The following is a 24,736-nucleotide window of genomic DNA, read 5'->3' as shown; positions in this document are numbered from 1 at the left end:
AAAATCTGACATTGTTAATGATAATTTAACATTAGATGTTAAAATGTGTTAAATTTTAATAAGTACATTTGCCGCCGTAAAATCGATTTAAGATTTATTTAAACAACAAAAACAATTAAAAAACAAAGCATGAAGAAATCTTTACTACTTCTTTTTATGGCGCTGTTGTGCTTAAAGCTAAATGCACAGATCACTACCTCTACTATAAGTGGTCTTGTTAGTGACAATGGAGGAGGAGTTCCGGGAGCTACGGTTGTCGCTGTTCACACGCCTTCAGGTACAAAGTACACCACTCAAACGCGTGGCGACGGCAGGTATACACTGCCAAACGTAAACGTTGGCGGTCCGTACTCCATTAGCGTCACTTATTTAGGTTATCAACCTCAAACTAAAAGCGGCGTTAGCGCTAGTTTGGGAGATGACATGAAAATCAACTTTTTGTTGAGCTCTGACACCAAACAATTAGATGATGTGGTTGTAAAAGGTGCTCAAAGATCAAATTCTGTGTTTGATAAAAATTCATTGAATACGACTACAGTTTTTGATGCAGAAAAACTTGCAGCTACGCCATCTACAAACCGTAACTTGAATGATCTTTTAAGACAGACACCTCAAGCTAGAGCAGATTACAACGGAGGTATTTCAATCGCTGGTCAGAACAACAAGTACAATTCTGTAAGCATTAACGGTGCTCCAGCGAATGATCAGTTTGGTTTGGCTGCAACAGGTACGAATGGCGGTCAGGCGAATTCATCTCCGATACCGGTAGACGCTATAGACCAGTTACAAGTTAACGTAAGTCCGTTTGATGTGAGATATTCTGGCTTCTTAGGAGGGTCTATCAACGCTGTTACGAAATCAGGAACTAATAAGGTTGTTGGAGGTTTCTCTTATTTCTTAAGAAATCAGAATTTAGCAGGTAAGACTCCAACAAACGATGAATCAGCAACACGAATTAAATTACCTGACTTTACCGCTAGAACCTATAGCGCTAACCTTGGTGGTGCAATAGTAAAAGATAAGCTGTTTTTATTTGTGGCTGGAGAATATCAAAAATCAAACACGCCAAAAGTTTTTGATTTTGCAAACTATGGTAACACAACAACTACGAAAGCAGATATTGATGGATTGGCAGACTTGCTTAGAACAAAATATGGTTACGAGCCGGGCGGATATTTAAATAATGCAGCAACAGTTGACAGAAAGGCTTTAACTGCAAAATTAGATTGGAATATTAGCAATAAGCACAAATTCTCTTTGTTTTACAACTATATTGATGCAGAAAACGTAAGTACTTCGGCAAGTTCTAGAACAGCCATTAACTTTAATAATGGTGCAGTTGTTTATCCAAATAAAACGCATCAATTTACTGCAGAGTTAAAATCGAACTTTTCTAATAAATTATCTAATAGTTTATTATTAGGTTATACCAATGTATTAGATGACAGAGGAGGCCTTGGAAACCCTTTCCCAAGTGTACAAATTAGAGACGGTGCAAGTAACATCAACTTCGGAACGGAAGCTTTTAGTGCTGCCAACCAATTAAAGCAAAAAACCTACAGCTTAATTAACGAAACGAAGTTTTACACTGGTGATCATACACTCTCATTAATCGAAGATGCCGAGTATAACGATTACTACAATTTATTTATCCGCCAGGCATACGGTGCATACGTATACAATAGCATAAGTGATTTTGTTAACGATCGAGGTCCTGCTTCGTACAACTATTCGTATTCGCTGGTAGATGATATCGCTGGTGACGGATCTGCCGCTGCCGCTAAATTTAAAACTTACCGTGTTGGTTTGGCTTTCCAGGATAAATGGGATGTAACCGCCAATACAACTATTTTATTAGGTTTGCGTGCTGATTTAATTGGCTACGGTAATCAGCCATCGGTTGATAACTATTTCAACAATACGGCTTTAGGAAACATTCAAAAGTATTACGATTTGAGCGGAGCACGTTCTGGTCAAGCTCCAGATGCTTACGTTTCATTATCTCCTCGTTTCGCCATTAAACATTCAATGAACGATGGTCAAACTCAATTTAGAGGTGGTATTGGTCTGTTTCAATCTAGAATTACTGCTGTTACACCTGGAGGAATGTTCTCTAACGCTGGAGTATTAATAGGTGGTTATACAAATAATAGTAACCCACGTTTGCCTAATGGAACCTTGCCTTTCCAACCAGATGTTAACAATCAATATACAGCTGAAGCTTTTGGCGGTACAACAACTTCTCCTTCCGGAGAGATGAATATTATGGCCAAAAACTTTAAATCTCCTAAAGTTATTAAATTCAACTTCGCGGTTGATCAAAAATTACCTGGCGGCATTGTAGGTACAATTGAAGGTAACTATACCTTAAATTTAAATCAAACCATGTACTACAATGCAAATATTCTTCCGTCTAGTAGCAATGCAGTTGGTGTTGATAACAGGCCATTATACTCTACAACGAAAATTGATTTTAACCCTAGTGCAGCTGGTATACAAAACCCTTACACCTATGTAATGTTGGTGAAAAATGGTGGTAGAGCTGGCAGATCATATGTTGTGTCAGGAGCTTTATCTAAAAAGTTTCAAAGCGGCTTAGACCTATCAGGTTCATATACCTTTTCAAGAGCACAAGTGATGAACGAACCGACCAGTAGCCAAAACTCTTCTCAGTGGAGATATATGGAAACGGCATTTGGAAAGAACAATTTGAGGTTATCAAATTCAGATTTCGATTTTGGTCACATGGTGAAGGCAAACGCATCTTACAGCAAAGATTGGTTTAAATTTGGTGGAACTTCAATTGGATTATTCTATACAGGCCAATCAGGAACAAGATATACTTATGTTTATAGAAACAGTATACTTGGTGATGACGGTACAAGCAGCAGCAACGACCTTATTTTCGTTCCGCAATCTGCTTCTCAATTGAACTTCGTTCCGCTAACTGTTGGAACTGGCGCTACGGCAAGAACGTATACCCCGGCTGAACAAGCTGCAGCTTTTGATAAGTTTATCGATAACGACCCTTATTTGAAAGACAAAAGAGGAAAATATACCGAGCGTAATGGTGCTCGCTTACCATTTGTGAACATGTTTGATTTACATGCAGAGCAAAACTTTTATGTGAAAGTTGGTAATTCGAAGCAACATTTAGCAGTTTCTTTTGATATCAATAATGTTGGTAACCTGATTAATAAAGATTGGGGAAGATTTTACTACCTAAGCAACGATAACTATACGTTGTTAACAGTTACAGGTGTGAATGCAACTACAAGGGTTCCGTCTTATCAATTTAACCCAACGGTGACAAGTGCTAAAGATAACGCCTTTACCATCCAAGATTTCTCGAACTATAACTCATCGAGATGGACTGGCCAGTTAGGTGTTAAATACTTCTTCAACTAATACCGAATTAAAATTAATACTGAAGCTCCCGATGAAAATCGGGAGCTTTTTTATAACACCAACTCTATCCATAAGCGTGAAGGCTCGAGGTATATTTACTTCTGCAATCACCCTGTTAGCAGTAGCACGAGTTACTTTGTCAGGCCGGTTCATTGTTTTACCAGTCTGGTTCATTGCATTGCCAGTCCGGTTCATTGCATTGCCAGTCCGGTTCATTGCATTGCCAGTCCGGTTCATTGTTTTACCAGTCTGGTTCATTGCATTGCCAGTCCGGTTCATTACATTGCCAGTCCGGTTCATTGTTTTACCAGTCCGGTTCATTACATTGCCAGTCCGGTTCATTGTTTTACCAGTCCGGTTCGTTGCTTTGCCAGTCCGGTTCGTTGCTTTGCCAAAACCATCAACGGAAGTTTGTTAGAAAATATTCAGTTATAATCTTCGAATCTTTCTCCTCTAAAATCGCGAGCTTTTTTTGTATTTGATAAAACCATTTCTGTTAAAATGAATTTTACTATTGGTCTAATTATTAAACTAATATAAAAAAGATGAGCAGTTCAAAACAAACGCACGATCACGATACCATTAAGGCCTGGGCAGAAAAGCACAACGGCGTACCGGCCATAGTTGCAGATACCGAAGACGGCAAGGGTGGTGGAATTTTAAGGATTCATTTCCCAAAAAATAGCGATGCAAAATCAGACTTAAAGGAGGTCGATTGGGAGTCTTTCTTCAAGACTTTCGACGAGCAGAAGCTTGATTTTTTGTATCAGGACAAAAAAGCTGATGGAGAGGAAAGCACTTTCCATAAGTTTATAGAAAGAGAATAAAAACCTCTCTCTTTTAATAGCAGTGGTTTTTGCTCACTCTGTACGTCCCTCTCCTCGAGGAGAGGGAAAGCAAAGGCGTTGCTTTTAACCCAAAAGTTAATAGGGAGAGGTTATGAAAAGCGATGCGAATTTGATAGCTATCGCATTAACTTGGAAGGGAAATTTATGCCAGAGTGACCCCTTCAGGAAAGTCGGCGCTTAGCTACCCTCATTAAAGTTAGTATTGCCAGTTAAGCAACCATTGAAACGGGTTTATTTCGCTGCTGGTTCTGTTTTTCCATTATGGCAGGTTACGCAGGCTATCTTAGAGACGGTTTTGCCATTTTCCATAGCATTGTGAAAATATTTCTTGTTGATCTTTGCAGTCATCCGCATCATATCGCGGGCGGTTTCCTTTTCGGGTTTTGCGTCACTTGCAAAGTCTAGCTTTCGTGGGTTATTGGCCATTGGCGCATGGCAGTATCCGCATTTTACGCCCAGCGCCATCTTAAAGTTGTCCATGATCTTGTCTAGATCTTCATGACTGATGTCTTTCGGTAGAACCTTTAGATTTTTAGCTTTCTTTTCATCTGACTTCTGTGGCATAAAGGCACTTAGGCCAAAGGCAAAGGATACCAATAAGGCCAGCACCAGAGATTTTTTGTAGTACATGTCTTGTTATTTGATCTAGCTAATATAACGCCATTTTCTTTGTTAGCTTCGATTGTTACCATTGTAATGAATTTATTTCATAACGCTGGATTAGGCCGCATCGATAATCCGAAATGTTAATTCATCAAAAAAGGCTTTAGATGTTAATCTAAAGCCTTCTGTTATCAAAAAAAGGGTTAATAATAAATGAAAGTTCCCTTTTCGCTTTCTATGGTTACCTGTTTTTTATCAGCGCTTTCGACCCGACCGATAATTTGCGCATCGATATTAAAGCTTTGCGAAATTTCGATAATGCTTTGTGCAATCTCCGTAGGTACATATAATTCCATTCTGTGCCCCATATTAAATACCTTATACATTTCCTTCCAATCGGTACCCGATTGCTCCTGTATCAACCTAAAAAGCGGTGGAACGGGAAATAAATTGTCTTTTATTACGTGAACATCATCATTGATGAAGTGAAGCACTTTGGTTTGTGCGCCTCCGCTACAATGTACAATGCCGTTAATTTGGCTTCGATAGCTTTCCAATACTTTTTTTATTACAGGCGCATACGTACGGGTAGGAGAGAGCACTAACTTGCCGGCCGTAATTTTATGCGGAGTCGAGTCTGTCATGTTGATCGGAGTCGAGTCTGTCATGTTGAGCGGAGTCGAGTCTGTCATGTTGAGCGGAGTCGAGTCTGTCATGTTGAGCGGAGTCGAAACATCAACCTCCTCCGTCAATTGCTTCTTGCCCGAGAAAACCAGATCAAACGGTACAGCAGGATCAAAGCTTTCGGGATATTTATTTGCTATCGATTTCTCAAATACATCGTGCCGTGCAGAGGTAAGCCCGTTTGAGCCCATACCGCCATTGTATTCGGTTTCATAAGTGGCCTGACCATAAGAGGCCAACCCAACAATTACGTCGCCAGCTTTGATGTTATCGTTGCTGATCACGTCTTCGCGTTTCATGCGGCAGGTCACTGTCGAGTCTACAATAATTGTTCGTACCAGGTCGCCTACATCCGCAGTTTCGCCACCGGTAGAGTAGATGGAAATTCCCTGCTCGCGTAAATCTGCTAAAATCTCTTCGGTGCCATTTATTATAGCGGCAATAACTTCGCCTGGAATGAGATTTTTATTACGCCCGATGGTTGATGATAAGAGAATGTTATCCGTTGCACCTACGCAAATTAAATCGTCGATGTTCATGATAATGGCATCCTGTGCTATTCCTTTCCATACCGACGCATCGCCGGTTTCTTTCCAGTAAACATAGGCCAGCGAAGATTTTGTTCCCGCACCATCGGCATGCATAATATTGCAATAGTTTTCATCGCCACCTAAAATATCGGGAATGATTTTGCAAAACGCCTTTGGGAAGATTCCCTTGTCGATGTTTTTGATGGCATTGTGCACATCTTCTTTTGAGGCAGAAACGCCACGCTGATTGTACCTATTATCACTCATGTTGCCGCAAAGATAGTGAATAGAGGTAAAAGGTGGAAGGTAAAAGGTGAAAGGTTTTTAGCATGGGGCAAAAAAGATCCGAACTTAGTTGTTGGCAGTTAGGTTGAACATTGCCTCCTCAATTTACATCTTAAAAATCCTCGAAATCAGGATGCAAAAAAGGGCGTAAAGTTTTTACCTTACGCCCTATACCTTAAACCTTACGGCTTAAACTTATTTCATGAATAACAATTCTCTGAATTTTGGTAAAGGCCAAACGCTGTCATCAACAATCTGCTCTAATTTATCAGCGTGGTAGCGGATAGTATCGAAGTAAGATTTAACTTTCTCATCGTAAGCAATTGCTTTCTCGCGTGTATCTTCGATTTTGTTGGTTACTTTACGTTCTTCAAGCATGGCGTCGATATTTGTTTTAACGATATCTAAATGCTCAGATAGTTTTTTAACAATATCAATAGAAGTTTTGCTGTCTACACCAATCTCTTTTAATCCCTTCACGTTTTCGATTAACGAATTTTGGTAAGCAATTGCTGCTGGAATAATCGAAGTATTGGCAACTTCGCCCATTACACGTGCTTCAATTTGTAACTTTTTGTAGAAGTTCTCAAGCATGATTTCATGACGGGCATGAATTTCACGACTGCTGTAAATTCCGGTAGTTGCAAATAACTCGGCCGATTTTTCGGTTAAGTAAGCATCTAAAGCTTTTGGCGTAGTTTTGATGTTTGATAAACCACGTGTTGCAGCTTCATCTTCCCACTCCTGGCTGTAACCATTTCCTTCGAAACGAATAGATTTAGATTCTTTAATGTATTTTTTGATTACTGTTAACAAAGCGATATCTTTTTTATCACCTTTTTTAATCAGTTTGTCAACCTCAACCTTAAATTTAGTTAACTGCTCGGCCATAATTGCATTTAAGATGGTCATTGGCGCAGAAGAGTTGGCAGAAGAACCAACAGCCCTTAATTCAAACTTATTTCCGGTAAAGGCAAAAGGAGAGGTACGGTTACGATCGGTATTATCCAACAAAATTTGAGGGATTTTAGGAATACCTAACCAAAGTGCGTTATCTTCTTTAATTTTTTTGCTGATGCGTGAGTGCTCAATTTCATCCAAAACATCGTTCAATTGTGAACCGAGGAAGATAGAAATAATTGCCGGTGGAGCTTCGTTGGCACCTAAACGGTGATCGTTGCTTACTGATGCAATACTTGCACGTAACAAATCGGCATGTTCGCTAACGGCTTTAATGGTGTTAACAAAGAAAGCAAGGAACATCAGGTTATTTTTAGGCGTTTTACCTGGCGATAATAGGTTTTTACCTGTATCGGTAATTAACGACCAGTTGTTGTGCTTACCTGATCCGTTGATGCCTGCATATGGTTTTTCGTGCAATAAAACACGGAAATGGTGACGACGGGCAACTTTTTCCATCAAATCCATCAACAATTGATTGTGATCGATAGCCAGGTTAATTTCTTCGTAAATTGGAGCACATTCAAATTGTGAAGGCGCAACCTCGTTATGACGTGTTTTTAAAGGAATACCTAACTTTAAAGCCTCATTTTCGAAATCGACCATGTAAGTAAATACACGCTCTGGGATTGATCCGAAATAGTGATCTTCTAATTGCTGGCCTTTTGCAGACATGTGTCCGAACAAAGCACGACCAGTTAACAATAAATCAGGACGGGCGTTAAATAACGATTCATCAACCAGGAAATATTCTTGCTCAATACCCAACGAGGCGTTTACCTTGGTAATGCTTTTATCGAAATATTGGCAAACATCTACAGCTGCTTTATCCAACGCTGCTAATGCTTTTAATAAAGGTGCTTTATAATCTAAAGCTTCACCTGTGTACGATACAAATACGGTTGGAATACAAAGGGTTTTACCTGCTTTGCTATCCATAATGAAAGCTGGAGACGATGGGTCCCATGCGGTATAACCACGTGCTTCGAAAGTATTACGAATACCACCGTTAGGGAAACTTGATGCATCTGGCTCTTGTTGAACTAACGCGCTTCCTGCAAATTTCTCGATTGCACCTTCGCCACTTGGCTCAAAAAATGAGTCGTGTTTTTCGGCAGTTGTACCTGTTAATGGCTGAAACCAGTGTGTATAGTGTGTTGCACCAGCGCTCATAGCCCACGATTTCATTGCGGTTGCAATCTGGTTAGCATCATCGGTATTAATTAACTCACCTTGATTGATAGATGAAATTAATTTCTCATACACGTCTTTAGATAAGAAATCTCTCATTTTTTTCTTATCAAATACATTAGCGCCGAAAAAGTCAGAAATTTTCGACGAAGGAGATTTAACTTCAGGAGAAATTCTGTTTTGAGCCTCTTTTAATGCGATGGTTCTTAAGCTTTTCATTAATTCGTTATGTTTTTTGTCAAAAATAGTATAATTTATTAATTTTTATAAAACAAATCTGCTATTTGTATCAATTTTTTTGAAATTGAAATAAAAAAAAGATTTTTAGTCTGATTTTTTCATTTTTCGTAAAATATTCAGATTTTTCGAATGTTTTATGGAATTGGCAATTGGGTTGCATCATTGTAGAAAACTCAACAACTATGTTCAACTCATCGATTAACGTATACAAAACCGAGTGGCTCGATCTTGTATTTGCAGACCGCAACAAAAAGTATGGCGCCTACCAGTTAAGGGCTAAATCATCAACCATTATTACCAAGGCGCTGTTCTTATCGTCGGCATTTTTTCTGCTCTTGTTTTTTGCTCCTTTAATATACGGTAAGCTTTTTCCGAAAGAGCTATTGGTAGAAAAGACCCCAACGGTTGTAGAACTGGATAATGTAATTCACCAAATGAAGAAACCCGTTGAGGAGCCAGAAAAAAAGGTTGAACCGGCAAAGGCCGAGCCCGTAAAAGTTAAAACCGTGGCACTTTCGCAAAATATTGTGGTAGTGGATAAAGAAGATCTTGCACCTCCACCAACAATAGATGATATTAAACTTGCTGTTGTTAGCAATGTAACGCAAGATGGAATTATAGCACCAAACGCGGTAATTGCCAATACGAAGGGTGGCGGTGAAGGAACTGGCCTGGGCAAAGAAGGAGAGGGCGGGGGCGACCCGAATGCTATTATTGATGCTACGGGGGTAGATGAATACCCTGAATTTACGGGTGGCCCAAAAGCCTGGTCTAAATACATGGAGCGCAATTTAAGGTACCCATACCAGGCGCAAGAAGAAGGTGTGAAAGGAAAGGTGTTTGTAAGCTTTGTGGTAGAAAAAGACGGTTCGGTAACTGATGTTAAGGTTTTAAAGGGAATTGGTTTTGGCTGCGATGAAGAAGCTATTAAGGTAATCAAAAAATCGCCCCTTTGGAAACCTGGCAAAAATAAAGGTGTTCCTGTTCGCGTGAGATATAATATGGCGATTAACTTTCAAATGATGTAATAGCGATTTGAGCGGGGAGATTTGAGGTTTGAGAAGATCACCGAACGTCAACCATGAACGCCAACCATGAACGGTCGTCATCCTCAGCTTGACTGGGGATCCTTATGCTCGAAAAGGGTCAATTGCATTAATCCCGTCCGTTCAGGCTGGCGCGGAAATGACGACATGGTGGCTACGAACGCAATAAACGCCACTAAGGCTAAAAGTATTAACATCCGATTTTATTTAACGCTCAATAATAACTCAGGAAAAAGTGAGGTGGATTAATTAAAAAAGGCTTGGGCGAAAACCCAAGCCTTAATTTTAAAAGTGTTTATCGGTTCAAAACCCCAAACCCTATACCTTAACGCCTTCTACCTTTCTACCCTCTTCCTTCAACCTTAGCCTCAATCCATTTTCTGGCGTTTACAAAGGCTTCCATCCATGGGGTAACTTCGTCTTTTCTTCCGGCTGGATAATTAGCCCAATGCCATTGAAATACGGAGCGCTCGATGTGTGGCATCATTACCAAATGGCGACCAGTTTCATCGCACATCATTGCGGTGTTGTAATCGGAACCGTTCGGGCTGGCCGGATAAGTTTCGTAGGCATATTTGGCTACAATTTTATATTTTTCTTCTGCGTAAGGCAACGAAAATCTTCCTTCGCCATGCGATACCCAAACGCCCAAGGTGCTGCCCGCGAGCGATGATAGCATAACCGAGTTGTTTTCTTGCAAGGTTAATGAAGTGAAAATACTTTCGTGCTTCCCGCTCTTGTTGTGCAACATTTTCGGTTTTTCCTCATGATCTTGATTAATCAAGCCAAGCTCAACAAACAATTGACATCCATTACAAACGCCAACGGATAAGGTGTCGGGGCGAGCAAAGAATTTTTCTAAGGCGACTTTTGCTTTTTCATTGTATAAAAATGCTCCGGCCCAACCTTTTGCCGATCCTAAAACATCGGAGTTAGAGAAACCACCAACGGCGCCGATAAATTGAATGTCTTCCAAAGTTTCTCTGCCGGTAATCAAATCCGTCATGTGCACATCTTTTACATCGAAGCCTGCTAAATACATTGCATTGGCCAGTTCACGCTCGGAGTTGCTTCCCTTTTCGCGGATTATTGCTGCTTTCGGGCGTGGTTTTGATGCATCGATCGTAGGTTTCTTACCATCAAACTGAGCCGGGAAACTGTATTTTAAAAGGTGGTTTTTGTAATTGTCGTAACGCTCTTTTGCTAAACCATTTCCGGTTTGCTTGCTATCTAATAAGTATGATGTTTTGAACCAAACATCACGCAGATGGTCGATATCAAAACTGAAACTCTCTGTCGAATTTTTAACCTCCAGTGTAGCTGATCCGGTTACCTCGCCAATTTTATGGAAAGCAACACCGGCCTTGGTTAAGGCACTTTCAACGGATGCATCGGCCTGAAAAACGAGGGCAATGTTCTCGGCAAATAGTAACTTAATTATATCTTGCTCTGCCAACGGAGACAGATCAATCGATGCACCCAACTCGCGGTCGGCAAAACACATTTCTAATAAGGTTGTAATTAAGCCACCGCTGCCAATATCGTGTCCAGCCTGAATTTTATCTTCCTTAATTAATTGTTGAATGGTGTTAAACGCTTTAGCAAACTGATCAGCATCTTTAATATCGGGTGTTTCTGAGCCTATCTTATTTAAGATTTGCGCAAAAGATGAACCGCCCAATTTATAGGTATCGCTGGAAAGGTTGATGTAATAAATCGATCCACCATCTTTTTGAAGTACGGGCTCAACCACTTTTGTAATGTCGTTACAATTGCCGCCTGCAGAAATGATAACGGTTCCGGGTGCAATTACATCGCCGTCTTTATATTTTTGTTTCATCGACAGCGAATCTTTTCCGGTTGGAATATTGATTCCAAGGTCGATGGCAAAATCCGAGCAAGCTTTAACGGCGGTATATAAACGGGCATCTTCGCCTTCGTTTTTACAGGCCCACATCCAGTTGGCCGAAAGCGAAACGCTTTTGAGACCATCTTTTAAAGGTGCCCAAACAATGTTGGATAGAGATTCTGCAATGGCATTGCGACTACCGGCAGCGGGATCAATCAAGGCAGAAATAGGGGCATGGCCCACCGAAGTGGCGATACCTTCCTTGCCCTGGAAATCTAAAGCCATTACGCCACAGTTATTTAGAGGCAATTGTAAAGGCCCGGCGGTTTGTTGCTTGGCCACTCGGCCGCCTACACAACGATCGACTTTGTTGGTTAACCAATCTTTAGCGGCTACGGCCTCCAATTGTAAAACCTGCTCTAAATAGGTGTTTAGCTCGGCTTTGTTATAGGTTACTTCGTCATATTTGCGATCAACGGTTTGATCTTCCATTACGATTTTTGGCGAGCTGCCAAACATGGCTGCCAATTCCAGATCCATTGGCTTAATGCCCGAAGTTTCCGATTTGAAAGTAAAGCGATGATCGCCGGTTACCTTACCCACGGTGTACATGGGCGAGCGCTCGCGATCGGCGATTTTTTGTAAGGTTTCGATATGTTCGTTGCCGATTACCAATCCCATTCTTTCCTGAGATTCGTTTCCGATGATCTCTTTTGCAGATAGGGTAGGGTCGCCAACCGGAAGTTTGTCCAAATTGATCAATCCGCCAGTTTCCTCAACCAGCTCCGATAAACAGTTTAAGTGTCCGCCAGCGCCGTGATCATGAATAGAGATAATCGAGTTGTGATCGCTCTCAACCATTCCACGAACGGCGTTTGCCGCACGCTTTTGCATTTCGGGGTTCGATCTTTGGATGGCGTTTAACTCTATACCTGAGCCATGTTGGCCAGTGTCGGCCGATGAAACTGCTGCTCCACCCATCCCGATTCTATAATTTTCGCCACCAAGAATTACAATGTTATCGCCCTCTTGTGGTTTTTGTTTTTGTGCCTGATCGGCCTTGCCATAACCAATACCACCAGCAAGCATAATTACCTTATCGAAACCAAGTTTTCTAGGTGTTACATTAAGCTTGTCGAGATGTTCGTCGTGTTCAAACGTAAGCACTGAACCTGTAATTAGCGGTTGACCGAACTTATTACCGAAATCTGTAGCACCGTTTGATGCTTTTATCAGGATATCCATTGGCGTTTGGTACAACCATTGTCGCTCTTCAACGCCGTTTTCCCAAGGGCGGTCATCAGCTAAGCGAGAAAGTGCGGTCATGTAAACCGCAGTTCCGGCTAAAGGTAAAGAGCCTTGTCCGCCGGCTAAACGGTCTCTAATTTCGCCACCAGAACCTGTTGCAGCACCATTAAATGGCTCAACCGTGGTCGGGAAATTGTGCGTTTCGGCCTTTAACGAGATCACCGAATCGAAATCGCTTGTGGTGTAATATTCTGGAACGTCGGCACGTTTAGGTGCAAACTGCTGTACTTTCGGGCCTTTTATAAAGGCTACGTTATCTTTGTAAGCAGAAACAATATCGTTAGGGTTTTGCTCAGATGTTTTACGGATCAGTTTAAAAAGAGAAGTTTCTTGTTCAACACCGTCGATTACAAACTTTCCGTTGAAGATTTTGTGGCGACAATGTTCTGAGTTTACCTGCGAAAATCCAAAAACCTCTGAATCAGTTAAAGGTCTCTGTATTTGAGCAGCAAGGGAGTTTAAATATTCAACTTCTTCATCGCTTAAAGATAAGCCTTCTTGTTTGTTGTAAGCGGCAATATCGGTAATTTCTAAAATCGGCTCAGGCTTAATATTAATGGTGTAAATTTCCTGATCAAGCTTATCATATTTTTGAGAAAGCATCGGATCATAGTCGGAAAAATCTTCGGCAACGGCTTTAAATTCTTCTATTCTGATAATGCCCTGCATGTCCATGTTTTGGGTAATTTCTACCGCGTTGGTGCTCCATGGGGTAATCATCGCTGCTCTTGGTCCAACAAAAAAACCGGTTAGGGTTGTTTGTTGCGAGATTTTGGCACCGCCAAATAACCATTCAAGTTTAGTAATATCATCTGGGGATAGCGTTGTGTCGGTTTGTAATACGAAAATCGCCTGCGATTGACTAAGGAAGAAATGAATCATGCTTTTTTTTTGAAAGTGCAAAAATAGCGTTTTTAAATTTAATGATAGAATGAATAAATGACAGAATTAGTTAATTTTAATGTTCTATGTCAAATGAAGGAGTGGCGGATGGAATGAGTAGGTTTTCGGATATTTTATTGAATAGAATGGCGGGGTAATCGTACTTCCTCAATATTGCTTTATTTTTTCAAATATTCTCCAGCAGTCAAAACAGGGATCTTTGAATTTTTGAAACCTTTTTTGTTTCTGGTGATGATGATGTCTACCTCATTGTTCATAGCTACAAAGTATTGCAAACCATCTTCGAAAACTTCAAAGTCTGAAGCCAGGGCCAAGTCAATCGCTTTATCCTCCAGAGCGAAAACGGTAACGAGAACCTTAAATTTTGCTAAATATTTTTTTGCGTCTACTTCTTTATGATGTTTAACGATTGAATAGTACGCATTTGCAGATGATAAAGATGAAATGCATAGTTGTATTTCCTTTTTATCGCTTAAGGTAAACAAAGCTTGGGCATCTATATAGAATGGTTCACGCTTAGCTAAAAGATTAATAATTACCTTGACATCGACAAAATTTTTTTCCATTACGAATATTTCTTATCGATATAAATTCGATGGTCTTTTTTCTCATCATAATCGGCTGGTATTATCCCGGTTAAGCTTTCGACTAATGGGCTTACAGACGATTTCTGCTGTATATCACTCGTCAAAGAATTAAGGTAATTTTCAATTAATTTGGAAAGACTTACTTGATGACTCGTTGCATATATCTTTGCTTTGTCAATTAAATGTTTACTCAGATTTAATGTCAGTTTAGTATTCATTTGTTTAAAGTTACATGTAAAAATTAATAAAAAATATCACATGTTAGTTCGATCAGGTAGACGTTAGGATAAATAAACATCACTTAGGTCAATTCAATCATTTTTTTCATCTTTGCTTAACATTCACTCATTTTCCAAAGGGATGCCTTTGGCACAAAATCCACTCTTAAAGATGTTCAACCGCATTCACCACGTCGCCATTATCTGTTCTGATTACGAAAAGTCGAAGGATTTTTATGTAAATAAGCTTGGTTTAACTGTGGTTAGTGAAGTATTTCGTGTCGAAAGGAAATTGTATAAATTGGATCTAGCAGTTAATGGAATTTACCAAATTGAGCTTTTTTCTTTCGAGAATCCGCCTGCACGTCCGTCTCGTCCCGAGGCGCAGGGTTTACGGCATTTGGCTTTTGAGGTTGATGATATTGAAAAAGAGATTGCCAGATTGAATGATGCGGATATTACTACCGAACCGATTCGTGTTGATGAATGGACAGGGAAGAGGTTTACTTTTTTTGCTGATCCGGATGGCCTGCCGCTAGAATTGTATGAAGTAGAATGAGTATTTTTAAATTTAAGCAATTCGAAGTCGATCAGACTGGCTGCGCCATGAAAATTAATACTGATGGCGTGTTAATTGGGGCTTTGGCAGATCATTCATCGCCAAAAAACATCTTAGATATTGGAACCGGAACGGGGGTAATAGCGCTGATGCTGGCTCAGCGTTTTCCGGAAGCAAATGTCCAAGCTGTTGAAATTGACGCACAGGCGGCGGAAACCGCTGCCAAAAATTTTCAACGTTCAGTTTTTAACGAACGCTTAACAATCAATAATATAGCAATTGAACAATATACCAGCGCCAGCAAATTCGATTTAATTGTTTCTAATCCGCCGTTTTTTGTAAACGACTTGAAAAGTGACGAAATGAGAAAGGGCATTGCCAGGCATGCTAGCGAGGCGTTTTTCAATTCATTGATAGCTAAAGCGGACGAGCTTTTAACAACTAACGGGAAAATTTGGTTGATTTTACCGGTAAAAATTGCGGATGAGGTAATAAAAACGGCATCCACGTTTGGGCTCGGTTTGGCCGAGAGAATCAACCTGCATTCGGATTCATCTAAACCTACTTTCAGGCAAATTATCTGTTTAGATAGGCAATTCGGCGTTTTGAAAGAAAGTGATTTTTACATCTATGATTCGCTAAAGGTTCATACTGCGGAATACAAGGCATTGTTAAAGGATTTTTTTCTGGCATTTTAGAAGTGTTTAGCGAATTTTGGTCTCGGAATAATGATAAGATTGTACAATAAATGTTTTTTAGGCAAAAGCGTTTTCCGCTAAGTTTAATCGCTACTGTTAATTTATATGTGCTTGGAAAGGCAACGATAGCATTCATGCTTAAACGGCGGGCTTTTGTATAATAGGAATACAACTCAGTTTACAAAATGAAAAAGATAGGATTAATTTCTGACACGCATGGTTATTTGGATGATGCTGTTTTTAAGCACTTCGAAAGCGTAGATGAGATATGGCATGCGGGAGATTTCGGGCCAGGTGTTGTAGAGCCGTTAGCGGCATTTAAACCGCTTCGCGGAGTTTTTGGTAACATCGATACTGCGGACATCAGAGCTGAGTTTCCTGAACAAAATCGTTTTAGGTGCGAAAACGTAGATGTTTGGATGACGCACATTGGCGGATATCCCGGCAGATATTCTACTTTTGTAAAGCCTGCAATTTACACTAACCCGCCTAAATTATTTATTACCGGGCACTCTCACATCTTAAAAGTAGTTTTCGATGAAAAGATAAAATGCCTGCATATTAACCCCGGTGCTGCAGGAAAACACGGTTGGCATAAAGTGAGAACATTGGTTCGTTTTTGCATTACTGACGAAATTATTCATACATTAGAGGTAATAGAGTTATCGGGTAGATAATGTAAAAATTACACTAAGTATGGTTTGTGGCGTGAAAACACTGGGGCAATTTATTATAGAAAAACAAGCTGATTTTCCTTACGCAAAGGGCGAGCTTTCGAGGTTGCTCAGAGATATTGGAATTGCGGCAAAGATCGTCAATCGCGAAATCAATAAAGCAGGTTTGGTTGATATTATCGGCCATGTAGGTACAACAAATATACAGGGCGAAAAACAAAAAAAACTCGATGTATATGCCGATCAGCAATTTATAGCGGCGCTTACAAGTGGTGGCGAGTGCTGCATTATCGCGTCAGAAGAAGAAGAAGAAATTATTCATATCGATTCGCCAGTTTCGCAGAATGCAAAGTATATCGTTTGTATTGATCCGATGGACGGATCATCAAATACGGATGTTAATGTTGCGGTTGGAACGATTTTTTCAATTTACAGGCGAAAAAGTTTGCAAGGCAGGGCGAGTATAAATGATGTGCTACAAAAGGGAGTAGATCAGGTTGCTGCGGGTTATATTATTTACGGTTCATCAACCATGTTGGTTTATACTACTGGCAAGGGGGTCAATGGGTTTACGCTGGATCCATCGATAGGCGAGTTTTGTCTCTCTCATCCGGAAATGAAAATTCCTGAAACCGGAGCTACGTACTCTATAAATGAGGGTAACTACGTTCACTTTCCTGAAGGGGTGAAAAAATACATTAAGTATTGCCAGGTAGAGGATGAGGCATCTAATCGCCCATATACTTCTCGCTATATCGGATCGATGGTTGGCGATATTCACAGAAGTTTGATCAACGGAGGTATTTATATCTATCCTACAACCGCCCGCTCGCCAGAAGGAAAATTGCGATTGCTTTATGAATGCAATCCGATAGCTTTTATCATTGAACAAGCAGGAGGTAAGGCGACAACAGGCTTTGAACGAATTTTAGAAATCCAACCAAAAGAAGTTCATCAAAGAGTTCCAATATTTATCGGTTCTACTAAAATGGTTGAAAAGGCAGAAGAGATGATGTTGCTTTATACTGCTAAATCTGCGTCGGTTGAAGAAAAAGTCGATCGTAAATTAGAAAATTTAGGTGTAATTGGCGGGATTGATTAAAGCAGCGTTTGCTTATTCCGTTCAGCCTCAAATACGCTATCGATGGCCAGGTTCTGCTTATCTTGCGACGCAAAAACGGCCAGTCTATCGCAACGCTCATTCTCCGGATGGGCATTGTGGCCCTTGATCCAGATAAATTTAACCTGGTGCAACTTATACAATTCGAGAAAACGAAGCCAGAGGTCTTTGTTCTTTTTATCTTTAAAACCCTTGCTTACCCAGCCAAAAACCCATTTTTTTTCTACCGCATCAACAACGTACTTTGAATCGGAGTAAACGGTTACTTGTTGGTTGAGGCTCTTTAAAGCTTCAAGTCCCTTTATTACGGCAAGTAACTCCATTCGGTTATTGGTTGTCATCCTAAATCCGCCGCTAAGTTCCTTATAATGCTTTCCGGCTCTCAGAATGGTGCCATAGCCGCCTGGGCCGGGATTTCCGCTCGCTGCTCCGTCTGTATAAATCTCTATCATAAACGCAGCAAAGTTAGGTTTTTAGGATCGTAATCGCTTATCGAAAGGGGTTTTGAAAAAATATTTTCATTTCAATTTATTGAATGATAACGAATTAAAAATTTTAGTTAAAATCTTTGAAAAAAATATTTGCAAGGAACGTTAAAAGTCGTACTTTTGTCACACTAAAAAACACGGTGGCTGTAGCTCAGTTGGTTAGAGTATTGGTTTGTGGTGCCGAGGGTCGTGGGTTCGAGCCCCATCAGCCACCCCGTATGGGACAAAGACATTTTCGAATGGTTTTGTCCCATTTTTTTTGCTCGTAACTCGCTGTTTTTCAGATAAATTAGGCTTGCGAAAAAGTTCGACTTTTGGGTTCGACCTATGCCTTCAGAGTAGTGCAATTTTTGCGGAAAAATGGTGCTTATGATCTCTTTTTTCATATCTAATCTTGCTAAATCATAATATTTGTCAATATTTTTTAGGCATTGAATGGCTTGTTCAATAGTATGTTTTACAGAGGCCACGGTGTTTTTTTCCGGCTCGATACTAAAAAGTTCTGTTTCCAAGGCCTCAATCTCAAGATTTGTCTCTCCCTTGATCTTACGAAATTCAGATGGCTCGATTTCATCATCCAACATCCTTTCTCTTGACGTTTCTATTCTTGTATTGAGGGCAGCAATCTTATCTTTCAATATTTTACGATCTTTCTTTTTACACTTAATTTGTTGATTGAAAGAATCAACAAATTCATTTTTCCATTCATCGGGGTTTCTCGGAATATACATTGTTAACAAATCCTTGAATGAGTCATTAGCTTCTAGGGCCCTAAATCTGACGCCGCATGATGATTTGCAATGATAGTATAGACTATAACTGGTTTTGCCCTTTGATGCACTTCCAGTCAAAACTCTCGTACATTTTGGACAATTGATAAATCCTCTCAAAGGTAGATCGTTAGGGTCAAATACCTTGATAGCATTGACTTCTTTTGTTTTTTGCCCTAAAACGACTTGTACCTGCTCAAATATTTCCTCAGTAACTAAGGCAGGGTGGAGGGCATCCACTAATCCTTCCGGCTCATCTCTTTCTGCTGGAACTCTGATCTTCCCCATGTACATGGGATTCTTTAATAGGTGATAGAAGTTGTTTTTGCTACATCTCAGACCCTTATCATTCATTTCCTTTAATATTTGCTCTCCCGAATAATTCCCTTTGGCATATTCCTCGAATACCCATCTCATTATCTTCGCCTGTGGCTCTTTTGGTGTTATATATTTTCTGCCATCTTCATAACTTTTGTTGATATATCCCAGAGGAGCCTTTCCGGTACAACGGCCTTCCTTTTTGGCTTGCCTGATGCCTGATTTAGTATTAAGCCCTCGTCTGTCATTCTCCACCTCAGGTGCGGTAAGGTAGATTGCAAGCATCATCTTATTCTCTGGAATACTGAGATCCAATGGTTGCTCAATGGCTTGAGGGTCGATTCCCAGCCTGTTGAGCTTTGTGATCATTTGATAAGCGTCGCTGGTATTTCTACTAAAGCGATCCCATTTGGTGAACAGAAGTAATGCTGATTTTTTTTTGTTTCTTTTCAAATAAACCAGATATTTCTGCCATATAGGCCTTTTGAATGTTTTGGCTGAATGGTCCTCTATAAAGATTTCCCGGATAGCAATAGAATGTAGGTCGCAATATTTTCGCAATACTTCCTGTTGACTTCGCAGGGAATAGCCTTTTTCCGCCTGTTCATCAGTACTTACCCTGATGTATAGGTCTGCTGTTTTCATACTTCTGCAGTTTTTGTAAGTGAATTTTATATCTCATTTAAGATAAGAAAAATTCCTTTTTTTAGCAAAATTAAACTGGTTTGTTAGGCGTTTTTTTGCTATGGAGAAACTACTAGCAGCGATTCAGAGATCCATAGCACCTCAATCCAGGTCGGTACACATAAGTTTCCATTTGGTAGGGTGGGAAGTTAAAGGTTAGGCAAGTATCGCGGGCGATGTATTTTCCAAAACTTTTAGCCATATGAGGTCTGTTTTGGAAATGAAATAATATATGTTCAGCCAAATCAATATCATTCTTTAATAAAAAAGCATTAATTTCTTTACAAGGGTTTTTCGAACAGCCTTTATAAAGAAATTAATGAAGAGTTAAATATTATCCGTCCAGCTTTATTGAAGTGATGATAGCTAAATTTTTCATGTTTGTAACTTATTCCCTCTGGATAGAGATGACTAATCAACAATCTTTTCTCTTCGATATCTGATTTTGTAAAAAGCACGTTTAGATTCTCAATAGAACCTAGAGCGTGTCCGATGATATATTCTCTGTCTAGAATGATTTTGTTTTTGTTTTTTAGCTCTTGGAGTAAAGCGCTGAGCTTCTCGAGTTTCTCAGTGTTTTCCGACTTAATGACCCTGAAGTCTGAACTATCCAACGCACCTTCCAAAAGCATTTCTCTCGCTTGCCGGATTCTATATTGAGTGCCTTCGATCTGTGCTTTAAGTTTTTTCTTTTCTTCCAAAAGGTCTTTCAATTGGTTTTCGTAGGCGTCGTTTAAGGCGATTGAGATTAAAGGAACAAATTTACTTTCCAGTTTAATGTTTTCGATGTGCTCAACAAATCTGGCATTCATTACATTAGCCCTAATTCTAGCCCCGCATTTGGAATGACAATGGTAGTAATAAATGCGAGTAACCTTAGCGCCAGGAGCACTTCCTGTGAGTTTTCTTGTGCATTTTGGGCACATAAGAAATCCCCTTAGAGGCATCTGCTCAGGAACAGAAACCTGCCTACCATGTACCTTCCCCCTCGCGGCTAGGATTTCCTGCACTTTATGGAATTGCTCTTCGCTTATTAATGCCTGGTGTTTCCCATCTACTAGTTCCTCTTCTTCATCTTTGAACCTTGGAACAGTAACCTTCCCATAATACATCGGGTTTTTTATAACGCAATAAAAGTTGTTTTTACTGCATTTAAGCCCTTTTTCTAGCGCTTCAATCAATATCTGCTCCCCTGAAAAAACGTTTCTTTCCAATTGGTCGAATACCCATTTGATTATCGCAGCTTCCGGAAATTTGTGGCAAATGTATTTAGAGCCGTCCTCTTTGGTTTTATTTACATATCCCAATGGTGCGGGACCAGTCCAACGTCCTTCCTTTTTAGCCTGACGGATACCCGCTTTTGTACTCAATCCCCGCCTGTCATTTTCAATCTCTGGTGTAGTCAAATAAACCGCAAGGATCATCTTATTTTCGGGAACGTCTAAGTTCAGTGGCTGTTCTATAGCCTGTGGTTCAATCCCGAGCTTACGAAGAAATGCAATCATCTGGTATGCATCGCTGGTATTGCGGCTGAACCTGTCCCATTTAGTGAATAGGAGTAGGTCTGATTCGCGCTTGGATCTTTTTAAAAACGTAAGGAGTTGTTTCCACTGGGGCCGATTAAAGGTTTTTGCCGAATGATCTTCGGTAAAGATTTTTCTAATCCTAATTCCGTTTATATCACAGTATCTTTCCAATACATCTTTCTGGCTTCTCAATGAATACCCTTTCTCAGCCTGCTCATCTGTACTGACCCTGATGTATAAATCTGCTAATCTTGCCATTTTCTTTTTTTTATTTAAGATCTTTTTTAATAATCCGTTCTTTTTTCGGTCTTCCTTTTTTCAATTCTATTTTTACTGCCAGGTTTGCCAGGGCATAAATAAAGTCCAGGGTTCTATTGAGAGTTTCATCCTCAGTAATTTTCAACTCTTTTCCCAAGAGCCGGATCACCGCATCTTTTGTCAAGCTCCGTTTTTCTTTGATTCTGAAATAATCCATCTACAATTAACTTTCGTGCAAAGTTCTCATTGAGCAATTGTTTTTATTGACACTTTGGGTAAGATGTCTATTATACCTTATGTTGAAACGACTTATCATGTCAGAATAGAATAAAAATTATTCCGCTCATTATCAGTATAATTTGCGGTCAGTGTTTGCTAATATGGTTTATAGATATATTTTTGCTGTATGACTGTAACCGTGGTTGCCATTTTAGAAACTGATTTTAAACCTCAAAAAGCGTTAGCCAAAGTGATGAACGACAGGTTGCAAAATGCAGCTAGAGATCTTGAACATGTTCATTTAAAATCCTTACTTGGTAGAGGTTTTCAATCTGATGATCTGGTAATCTACCTCAGCTACAACCCAAAGTATAAAATTAGGTTTCGTATCGTAAACGATGTGCCTGCGGATATTGAATATTTTGTTGCTGAATGTTGTGGTAGACTAGGCTATATCCTGTGGCGAGCAAATGCAATAGGGGTTAGCAAAGATGAGGCTAATAATTAACTAGGAAAATCAAAATTTGCTGGCCTTATCTGGCCGCAGATCTTTTTTTATGACTCGTAGTTATTGGGTTATTTATTCTGGACAAGTGCCAGATGATATGGCTTTTACACCTTAGCGGTTACTGGACAAATTTCGAATTTTTTCCTGCCTGATTTACAGGAATTGGCGAAAGTGGCAAACTATTTTAAACATTAAAATAAGGTTCGTTTATTGAGAAGAATATTTTTAAAAATCTTAAAATGTATGCATCAAATTAAGTTAGATTCAAGATGCATAAATCTATTTAATTGGACTATGCGTTTAGTTTATTCATCATTCCTAACAAATAAATAGTAAATCACGTATAACCAACCAAATATCCCCGCAATTGCAGAAGTCAACACGGATTGTGTCCTACTCCAGCATATAGAAACTGCTAGTGCGCTACCAATTCCAATACCATTACCGATAGCTGTGTTAGATATTTTGGAATCATTAGCTAAACAAGGGAGTGTAAAAATTAAAAATAAAGATACTAAGAGCAATTTTTTCATATCGTAAATATAGAGGAGTTTTATGAAATTAGGGTTTTGTGTAAATTGCAAAATTAAGAGGACGTATATATAGGTTCGTTTAGTGAGATTATTTACTTCTTGTTACACTACATTCATGGCCATTTACAGTCATAGTCTCTCCGCTATCATTATGTTCTTTAATTGAAATTTTATTTGTATAATGTCCATATTTAAAACGTAAGACCGGTTAACTCCGATGCTTTTTTAATGCATTCAATGAAGGAACCAGTATAATACAATTTCTGTGAGTCAATCTTCAGATACATTTTCCATCCAAAACCTTTTTTAGCTAGATATCCAAATTGTCGCTTGAAGTCATTGGTGCAAATATCATGAAAGGCTTTACAAATGGCATTGTTAAACAGTCCTATTCTGTTTCTCCCCATTTATTCATGAATAACTTGATTGCTGATATATTACCAGAGTATCCAAATAAGGAACGAATAGACAAGGAGGTGCTAGGCAAACTTCATGCAGCGGGAATTTTAGGATTAAACAAAAAAATTTCCGCGAGGATTAAGATACATAAAACCTTATTTGATGAGCTAGGACAGCCGCCGACAATGGTTGATGCAGTCGATGCAATGCAAGATGTTATTGAGGTTGTACAAGATTATTTGGCCCCGGACGCATATGCGCATATTGAAACCTTAATGAACGAAATAGAATCTGAAGCCATAATTTTTGAAAGTATCCATTCTGATGCTGACTTGACTGCTGGAAATTTGACCGATTTTAAGGGTATAATTAGTACTGCATTGACCAATACAGAAAATAATATCAATAGTGATTTTTTAATTAGCTCAACAGAAAAAATTTCAGTGCTCAACAATTTACTATTAATGAAAAATTTACTAGCGACTACCGATTTTGACAATTCTGTTTATACTTTTGTTAACAACGGCGGGATAGCAGGGGCGGCATTGGGTGTCGGTTATGCATTGACATGGGCTGGCGAATGGTTACAACTAGACGAGGATCCAGATGGTGCAGCATTAAAAAACAAAAATAGCACAGACAATATCAATTTTTCTTATGCAAACTCCTATCTTCAATAAATTACCGAATTATGAAAAAAATGCTGTTTTTGCTTTTATTCTCAATTATTTTTACCCATACTGGAAATGCACAGGCCATTAATAAAATGGGGCTAGGGGTCGGTGTTAGTTACCTCTTTGGTAAAAGCGCCAACTTTAAATCGGCATTTGAGATAAATACAGTTTTGAATTTTGGCTTGGGCAGCTATGTTTATCTGGGGCCAAAGGCATCATTAACTTTGTTAAAGGAAAACCCGTTCTTTGAGGTTGGCCCCAACCTTGGTTTTAACTTCTATAAATTTGCCAGTGAGCAGATTTTTAATCCCGAAAATGATGACTATAAAAAAGTAGATATGCTTGTTTCAACCTTTATAGGGTTTAATTTGGACGGAAACGCTTTGGAGAAGAAAAAATTCTCACTTACCAATGTTGGTGTTTCTTTGGATGTTTCGTCTCCTGAGGTTTTAAACAGTGCCTTGAATATAAGTTATGGCCATACCATTATGTATCAACGATTAGATAAGCACAACCTTAACTTTAACAAGTTAGGGGTTCAAGGAGTTTTTAAGTTGAATAAGTAATTATTATAATAAAAACCCTATTTTCATAAAGCTTAGATTTTTTGAACAGTATAAAAAAGCCCCGAGGGGCTAGAAGAATTAA

General features: G+C 39.4%; 21 protein-coding genes, 1 tRNA gene and 1 pseudogene. 11 read left to right on the top strand and 12 right to left on the bottom strand.

Annotated elements, in window-relative coordinates:
* The first annotated feature begins 129 nt into the window (after positions 1-129).
* Entirely contained in the window at positions 130-3,408 is a 3,279-nt protein-coding gene (locus tag IZT61_RS05000) for a TonB-dependent receptor (protein ID WP_196100089.1), read from the top strand.
* Here the strand turns inward: IZT61_RS05000 and IZT61_RS04995 are convergent.
* Positions 3,382-3,750 (bottom strand): hypothetical protein, encoded by a 369-nt coding sequence (locus tag IZT61_RS04995; protein WP_196100088.1) that lies wholly within the window; start codon positions 3,748-3,750, stop codon positions 3,382-3,384. The genes IZT61_RS05000 and IZT61_RS04995 overlap by 27 nt on opposite strands.
* A gap of 203 nt (positions 3,751-3,953) precedes the next feature.
* Between IZT61_RS04995 and IZT61_RS04990 the strand changes: the two genes are divergently transcribed.
* Entirely contained in the window at positions 3,954-4,235 is a 282-nt protein-coding gene (locus IZT61_RS04990) for a hypothetical protein (protein ID WP_196100087.1), read from the top strand.
* A 252-nt stretch (positions 4,236-4,487) separates the two neighbouring features.
* Here IZT61_RS04990 and IZT61_RS04985 read toward each other — a convergent pair whose 3' ends face one another.
* The 3 genes from IZT61_RS04985 to IZT61_RS04975 form a co-directional block, all read right to left on the bottom strand.
* Positions 4,488-4,886 (bottom strand): c-type cytochrome, encoded by a 399-nt coding sequence (locus IZT61_RS04985; RefSeq protein WP_196100086.1) that lies wholly within the window; start codon positions 4,884-4,886, stop codon positions 4,488-4,490.
* Between the two features lie 176 nt (positions 4,887-5,062).
* Entirely contained in the window at positions 5,063-6,340 is a 1,278-nt protein-coding gene (locus IZT61_RS04980; RefSeq protein ID WP_196100085.1) for an AIR synthase related protein, read from the bottom strand.
* Between the two features lie 213 nt (positions 6,341-6,553).
* The gene (locus tag IZT61_RS04975) at positions 6,554-8,728 is read right to left on the bottom strand and encodes a glutamine synthetase III family protein (protein WP_196100084.1); all 2,175 of its coding nucleotides are present in this window, start codon (positions 8,726-8,728) and stop codon (positions 6,554-6,556) included.
* 203 nt (positions 8,729-8,931) lie between these two features.
* Between IZT61_RS04975 and IZT61_RS04970 the strand changes: the two genes are divergently transcribed.
* Complete coding sequence (locus IZT61_RS04970; RefSeq protein WP_196100083.1) at positions 8,932-9,777, top strand: energy transducer TonB; 846 nt, start codon at positions 8,932-8,934, stop codon at positions 9,775-9,777.
* Positions 9,778-10,138: 361 nt separating this feature from the next.
* On the opposite strand, the gene purL is transcribed toward IZT61_RS04970, so the two are convergent.
* From purL to IZT61_RS04955, 3 genes are all read right to left on the bottom strand, one after another.
* Positions 10,139-13,834 carry a phosphoribosylformylglycinamidine synthase gene (gene purL, locus IZT61_RS04965; protein ID WP_196100082.1) on the bottom strand — a complete coding sequence of 1,232 codons (3,696 nt, stop codon included), beginning with the start codon at positions 13,832-13,834 and terminating at the stop codon, positions 10,139-10,141.
* Between the two features lie 179 nt (positions 13,835-14,013).
* Positions 14,014-14,421: a type II toxin-antitoxin system VapC family toxin gene (locus IZT61_RS04960; RefSeq protein WP_196100081.1), complete on the bottom strand. Its 408-nt coding sequence runs from the start codon at positions 14,419-14,421 to the stop codon at positions 14,014-14,016.
* Complete coding sequence (locus IZT61_RS04955; RefSeq protein ID WP_196100080.1) at positions 14,421-14,660, bottom strand: DUF6364 family protein; 240 nt, start codon at positions 14,658-14,660, stop codon at positions 14,421-14,423. The genes IZT61_RS04960 and IZT61_RS04955 overlap by 1 nt, the downstream gene beginning before the upstream one ends.
* A gap of 172 nt (positions 14,661-14,832) precedes the next feature.
* Between IZT61_RS04955 and gloA2 the strand changes: the two genes are divergently transcribed.
* The 4 genes from gloA2 to fbp all read left to right on the top strand — a co-directional run bounded on the left by gloA2 (position 14,833) and on the right by fbp (position 17,693).
* Entirely contained in the window at positions 14,833-15,219 is a 387-nt protein-coding gene (gene gloA2 / locus IZT61_RS04950) for an SMU1112c/YaeR family gloxylase I-like metalloprotein (RefSeq protein WP_196100079.1), read from the top strand.
* 47 nt (positions 15,220-15,266) lie between these two features.
* A complete protein-coding gene (locus tag IZT61_RS04945) occupies positions 15,267-15,917 on the top strand; it encodes a tRNA1(Val) (adenine(37)-N6)-methyltransferase (protein WP_230383859.1) in 651 nt (216 codons plus the stop codon).
* Between the two features lie 185 nt (positions 15,918-16,102).
* Positions 16,103-16,594 (top strand): metallophosphoesterase family protein, encoded by a 492-nt coding sequence (locus IZT61_RS04940; RefSeq protein WP_196100077.1) that lies wholly within the window; start codon positions 16,103-16,105, stop codon positions 16,592-16,594.
* Positions 16,595-16,613: 19 nt separating this feature from the next.
* Complete coding sequence (fbp, locus tag IZT61_RS04935; protein ID WP_196100076.1) at positions 16,614-17,693, top strand: class 1 fructose-bisphosphatase; 1,080 nt, start codon at positions 16,614-16,616, stop codon at positions 17,691-17,693.
* On the opposite strand, the gene rnhA is transcribed toward fbp, so the two are convergent.
* Positions 17,690-18,163 (bottom strand): ribonuclease HI, encoded by a 474-nt coding sequence (gene rnhA / locus IZT61_RS04930; protein WP_196100075.1) that lies wholly within the window; start codon positions 18,161-18,163, stop codon positions 17,690-17,692. The genes fbp and rnhA overlap by 4 nt on opposite strands.
* 176 nt (positions 18,164-18,339) lie before the next feature.
* On the opposite strand from rnhA, the gene IZT61_RS04925 reads away from it, so the two are divergent.
* A tRNA-His gene (locus tag IZT61_RS04925) sits at positions 18,340-18,413 on the top strand.
* A 793-nt stretch (positions 18,414-19,206) separates the two neighbouring features.
* On the opposite strand, the pseudogene IZT61_RS22550 reads toward IZT61_RS04925, so the two are convergent.
* The 3 genes and pseudogenes from IZT61_RS22550 to IZT61_RS04910 all read right to left on the bottom strand — a co-directional run.
* Positions 19,207-19,932, bottom strand: a pseudogene (locus tag IZT61_RS22550) (recombinase family protein); the annotation flags it as partial.
* Between the two features lie 344 nt (positions 19,933-20,276).
* Positions 20,277-21,755: a recombinase family protein gene (locus tag IZT61_RS04915; RefSeq protein ID WP_196100074.1), complete on the bottom strand. Its 1,479-nt coding sequence runs from the start codon at positions 21,753-21,755 to the stop codon at positions 20,277-20,279.
* A gap of 10 nt (positions 21,756-21,765) precedes the next feature.
* Positions 21,766-21,972, bottom strand: a complete 207-nt coding sequence (locus tag IZT61_RS04910; RefSeq protein ID WP_196100073.1) for a hypothetical protein — start codon at positions 21,970-21,972, stop codon at positions 21,766-21,768.
* Between the two features lie 189 nt (positions 21,973-22,161).
* Here IZT61_RS04910 and IZT61_RS04905 point away from each other — a divergent pair, with 189 nt between their 5' ends.
* A complete protein-coding gene (locus tag IZT61_RS04905; RefSeq protein WP_196100072.1) occupies positions 22,162-22,482 on the top strand; it encodes a hypothetical protein in 321 nt (106 codons plus the stop codon).
* A 305-nt stretch (positions 22,483-22,787) separates the two neighbouring features.
* Here the strand turns inward: IZT61_RS04905 and IZT61_RS04900 are convergent, their stop codons facing one another.
* A complete protein-coding gene (locus IZT61_RS04900) occupies positions 22,788-23,015 on the bottom strand; it encodes a hypothetical protein (protein ID WP_196101392.1) in 228 nt (75 codons plus the stop codon).
* Between the two features lie 353 nt (positions 23,016-23,368).
* Here IZT61_RS04900 and IZT61_RS04895 point away from each other — a divergent pair, with 353 nt between their 5' ends.
* Positions 23,369-24,094 (top strand): hypothetical protein, encoded by a 726-nt coding sequence (locus IZT61_RS04895; protein ID WP_196100071.1) that lies wholly within the window; start codon positions 23,369-23,371, stop codon positions 24,092-24,094.
* Positions 24,095-24,105: 11 nt separating this feature from the next.
* On the top strand, positions 24,106-24,654 hold the full coding sequence (locus IZT61_RS04890; protein ID WP_196100070.1) for a hypothetical protein: 549 nt from the start codon (positions 24,106-24,108) through the stop codon (positions 24,652-24,654).
* Positions 24,655-24,736 lie beyond the last annotated feature (82 nt).

Origin of the sequence: Pedobacter endophyticus, assembly GCF_015679185.1 — a bacterium.
GTDB lineage: Bacteria > Bacteroidota > Bacteroidia > Sphingobacteriales > Sphingobacteriaceae > Pedobacter > Pedobacter endophyticus.
The sequence above is the reverse complement of the archived record's forward strand: the minus strand, read 5'-3'. Positions and strand labels throughout refer to the sequence as shown.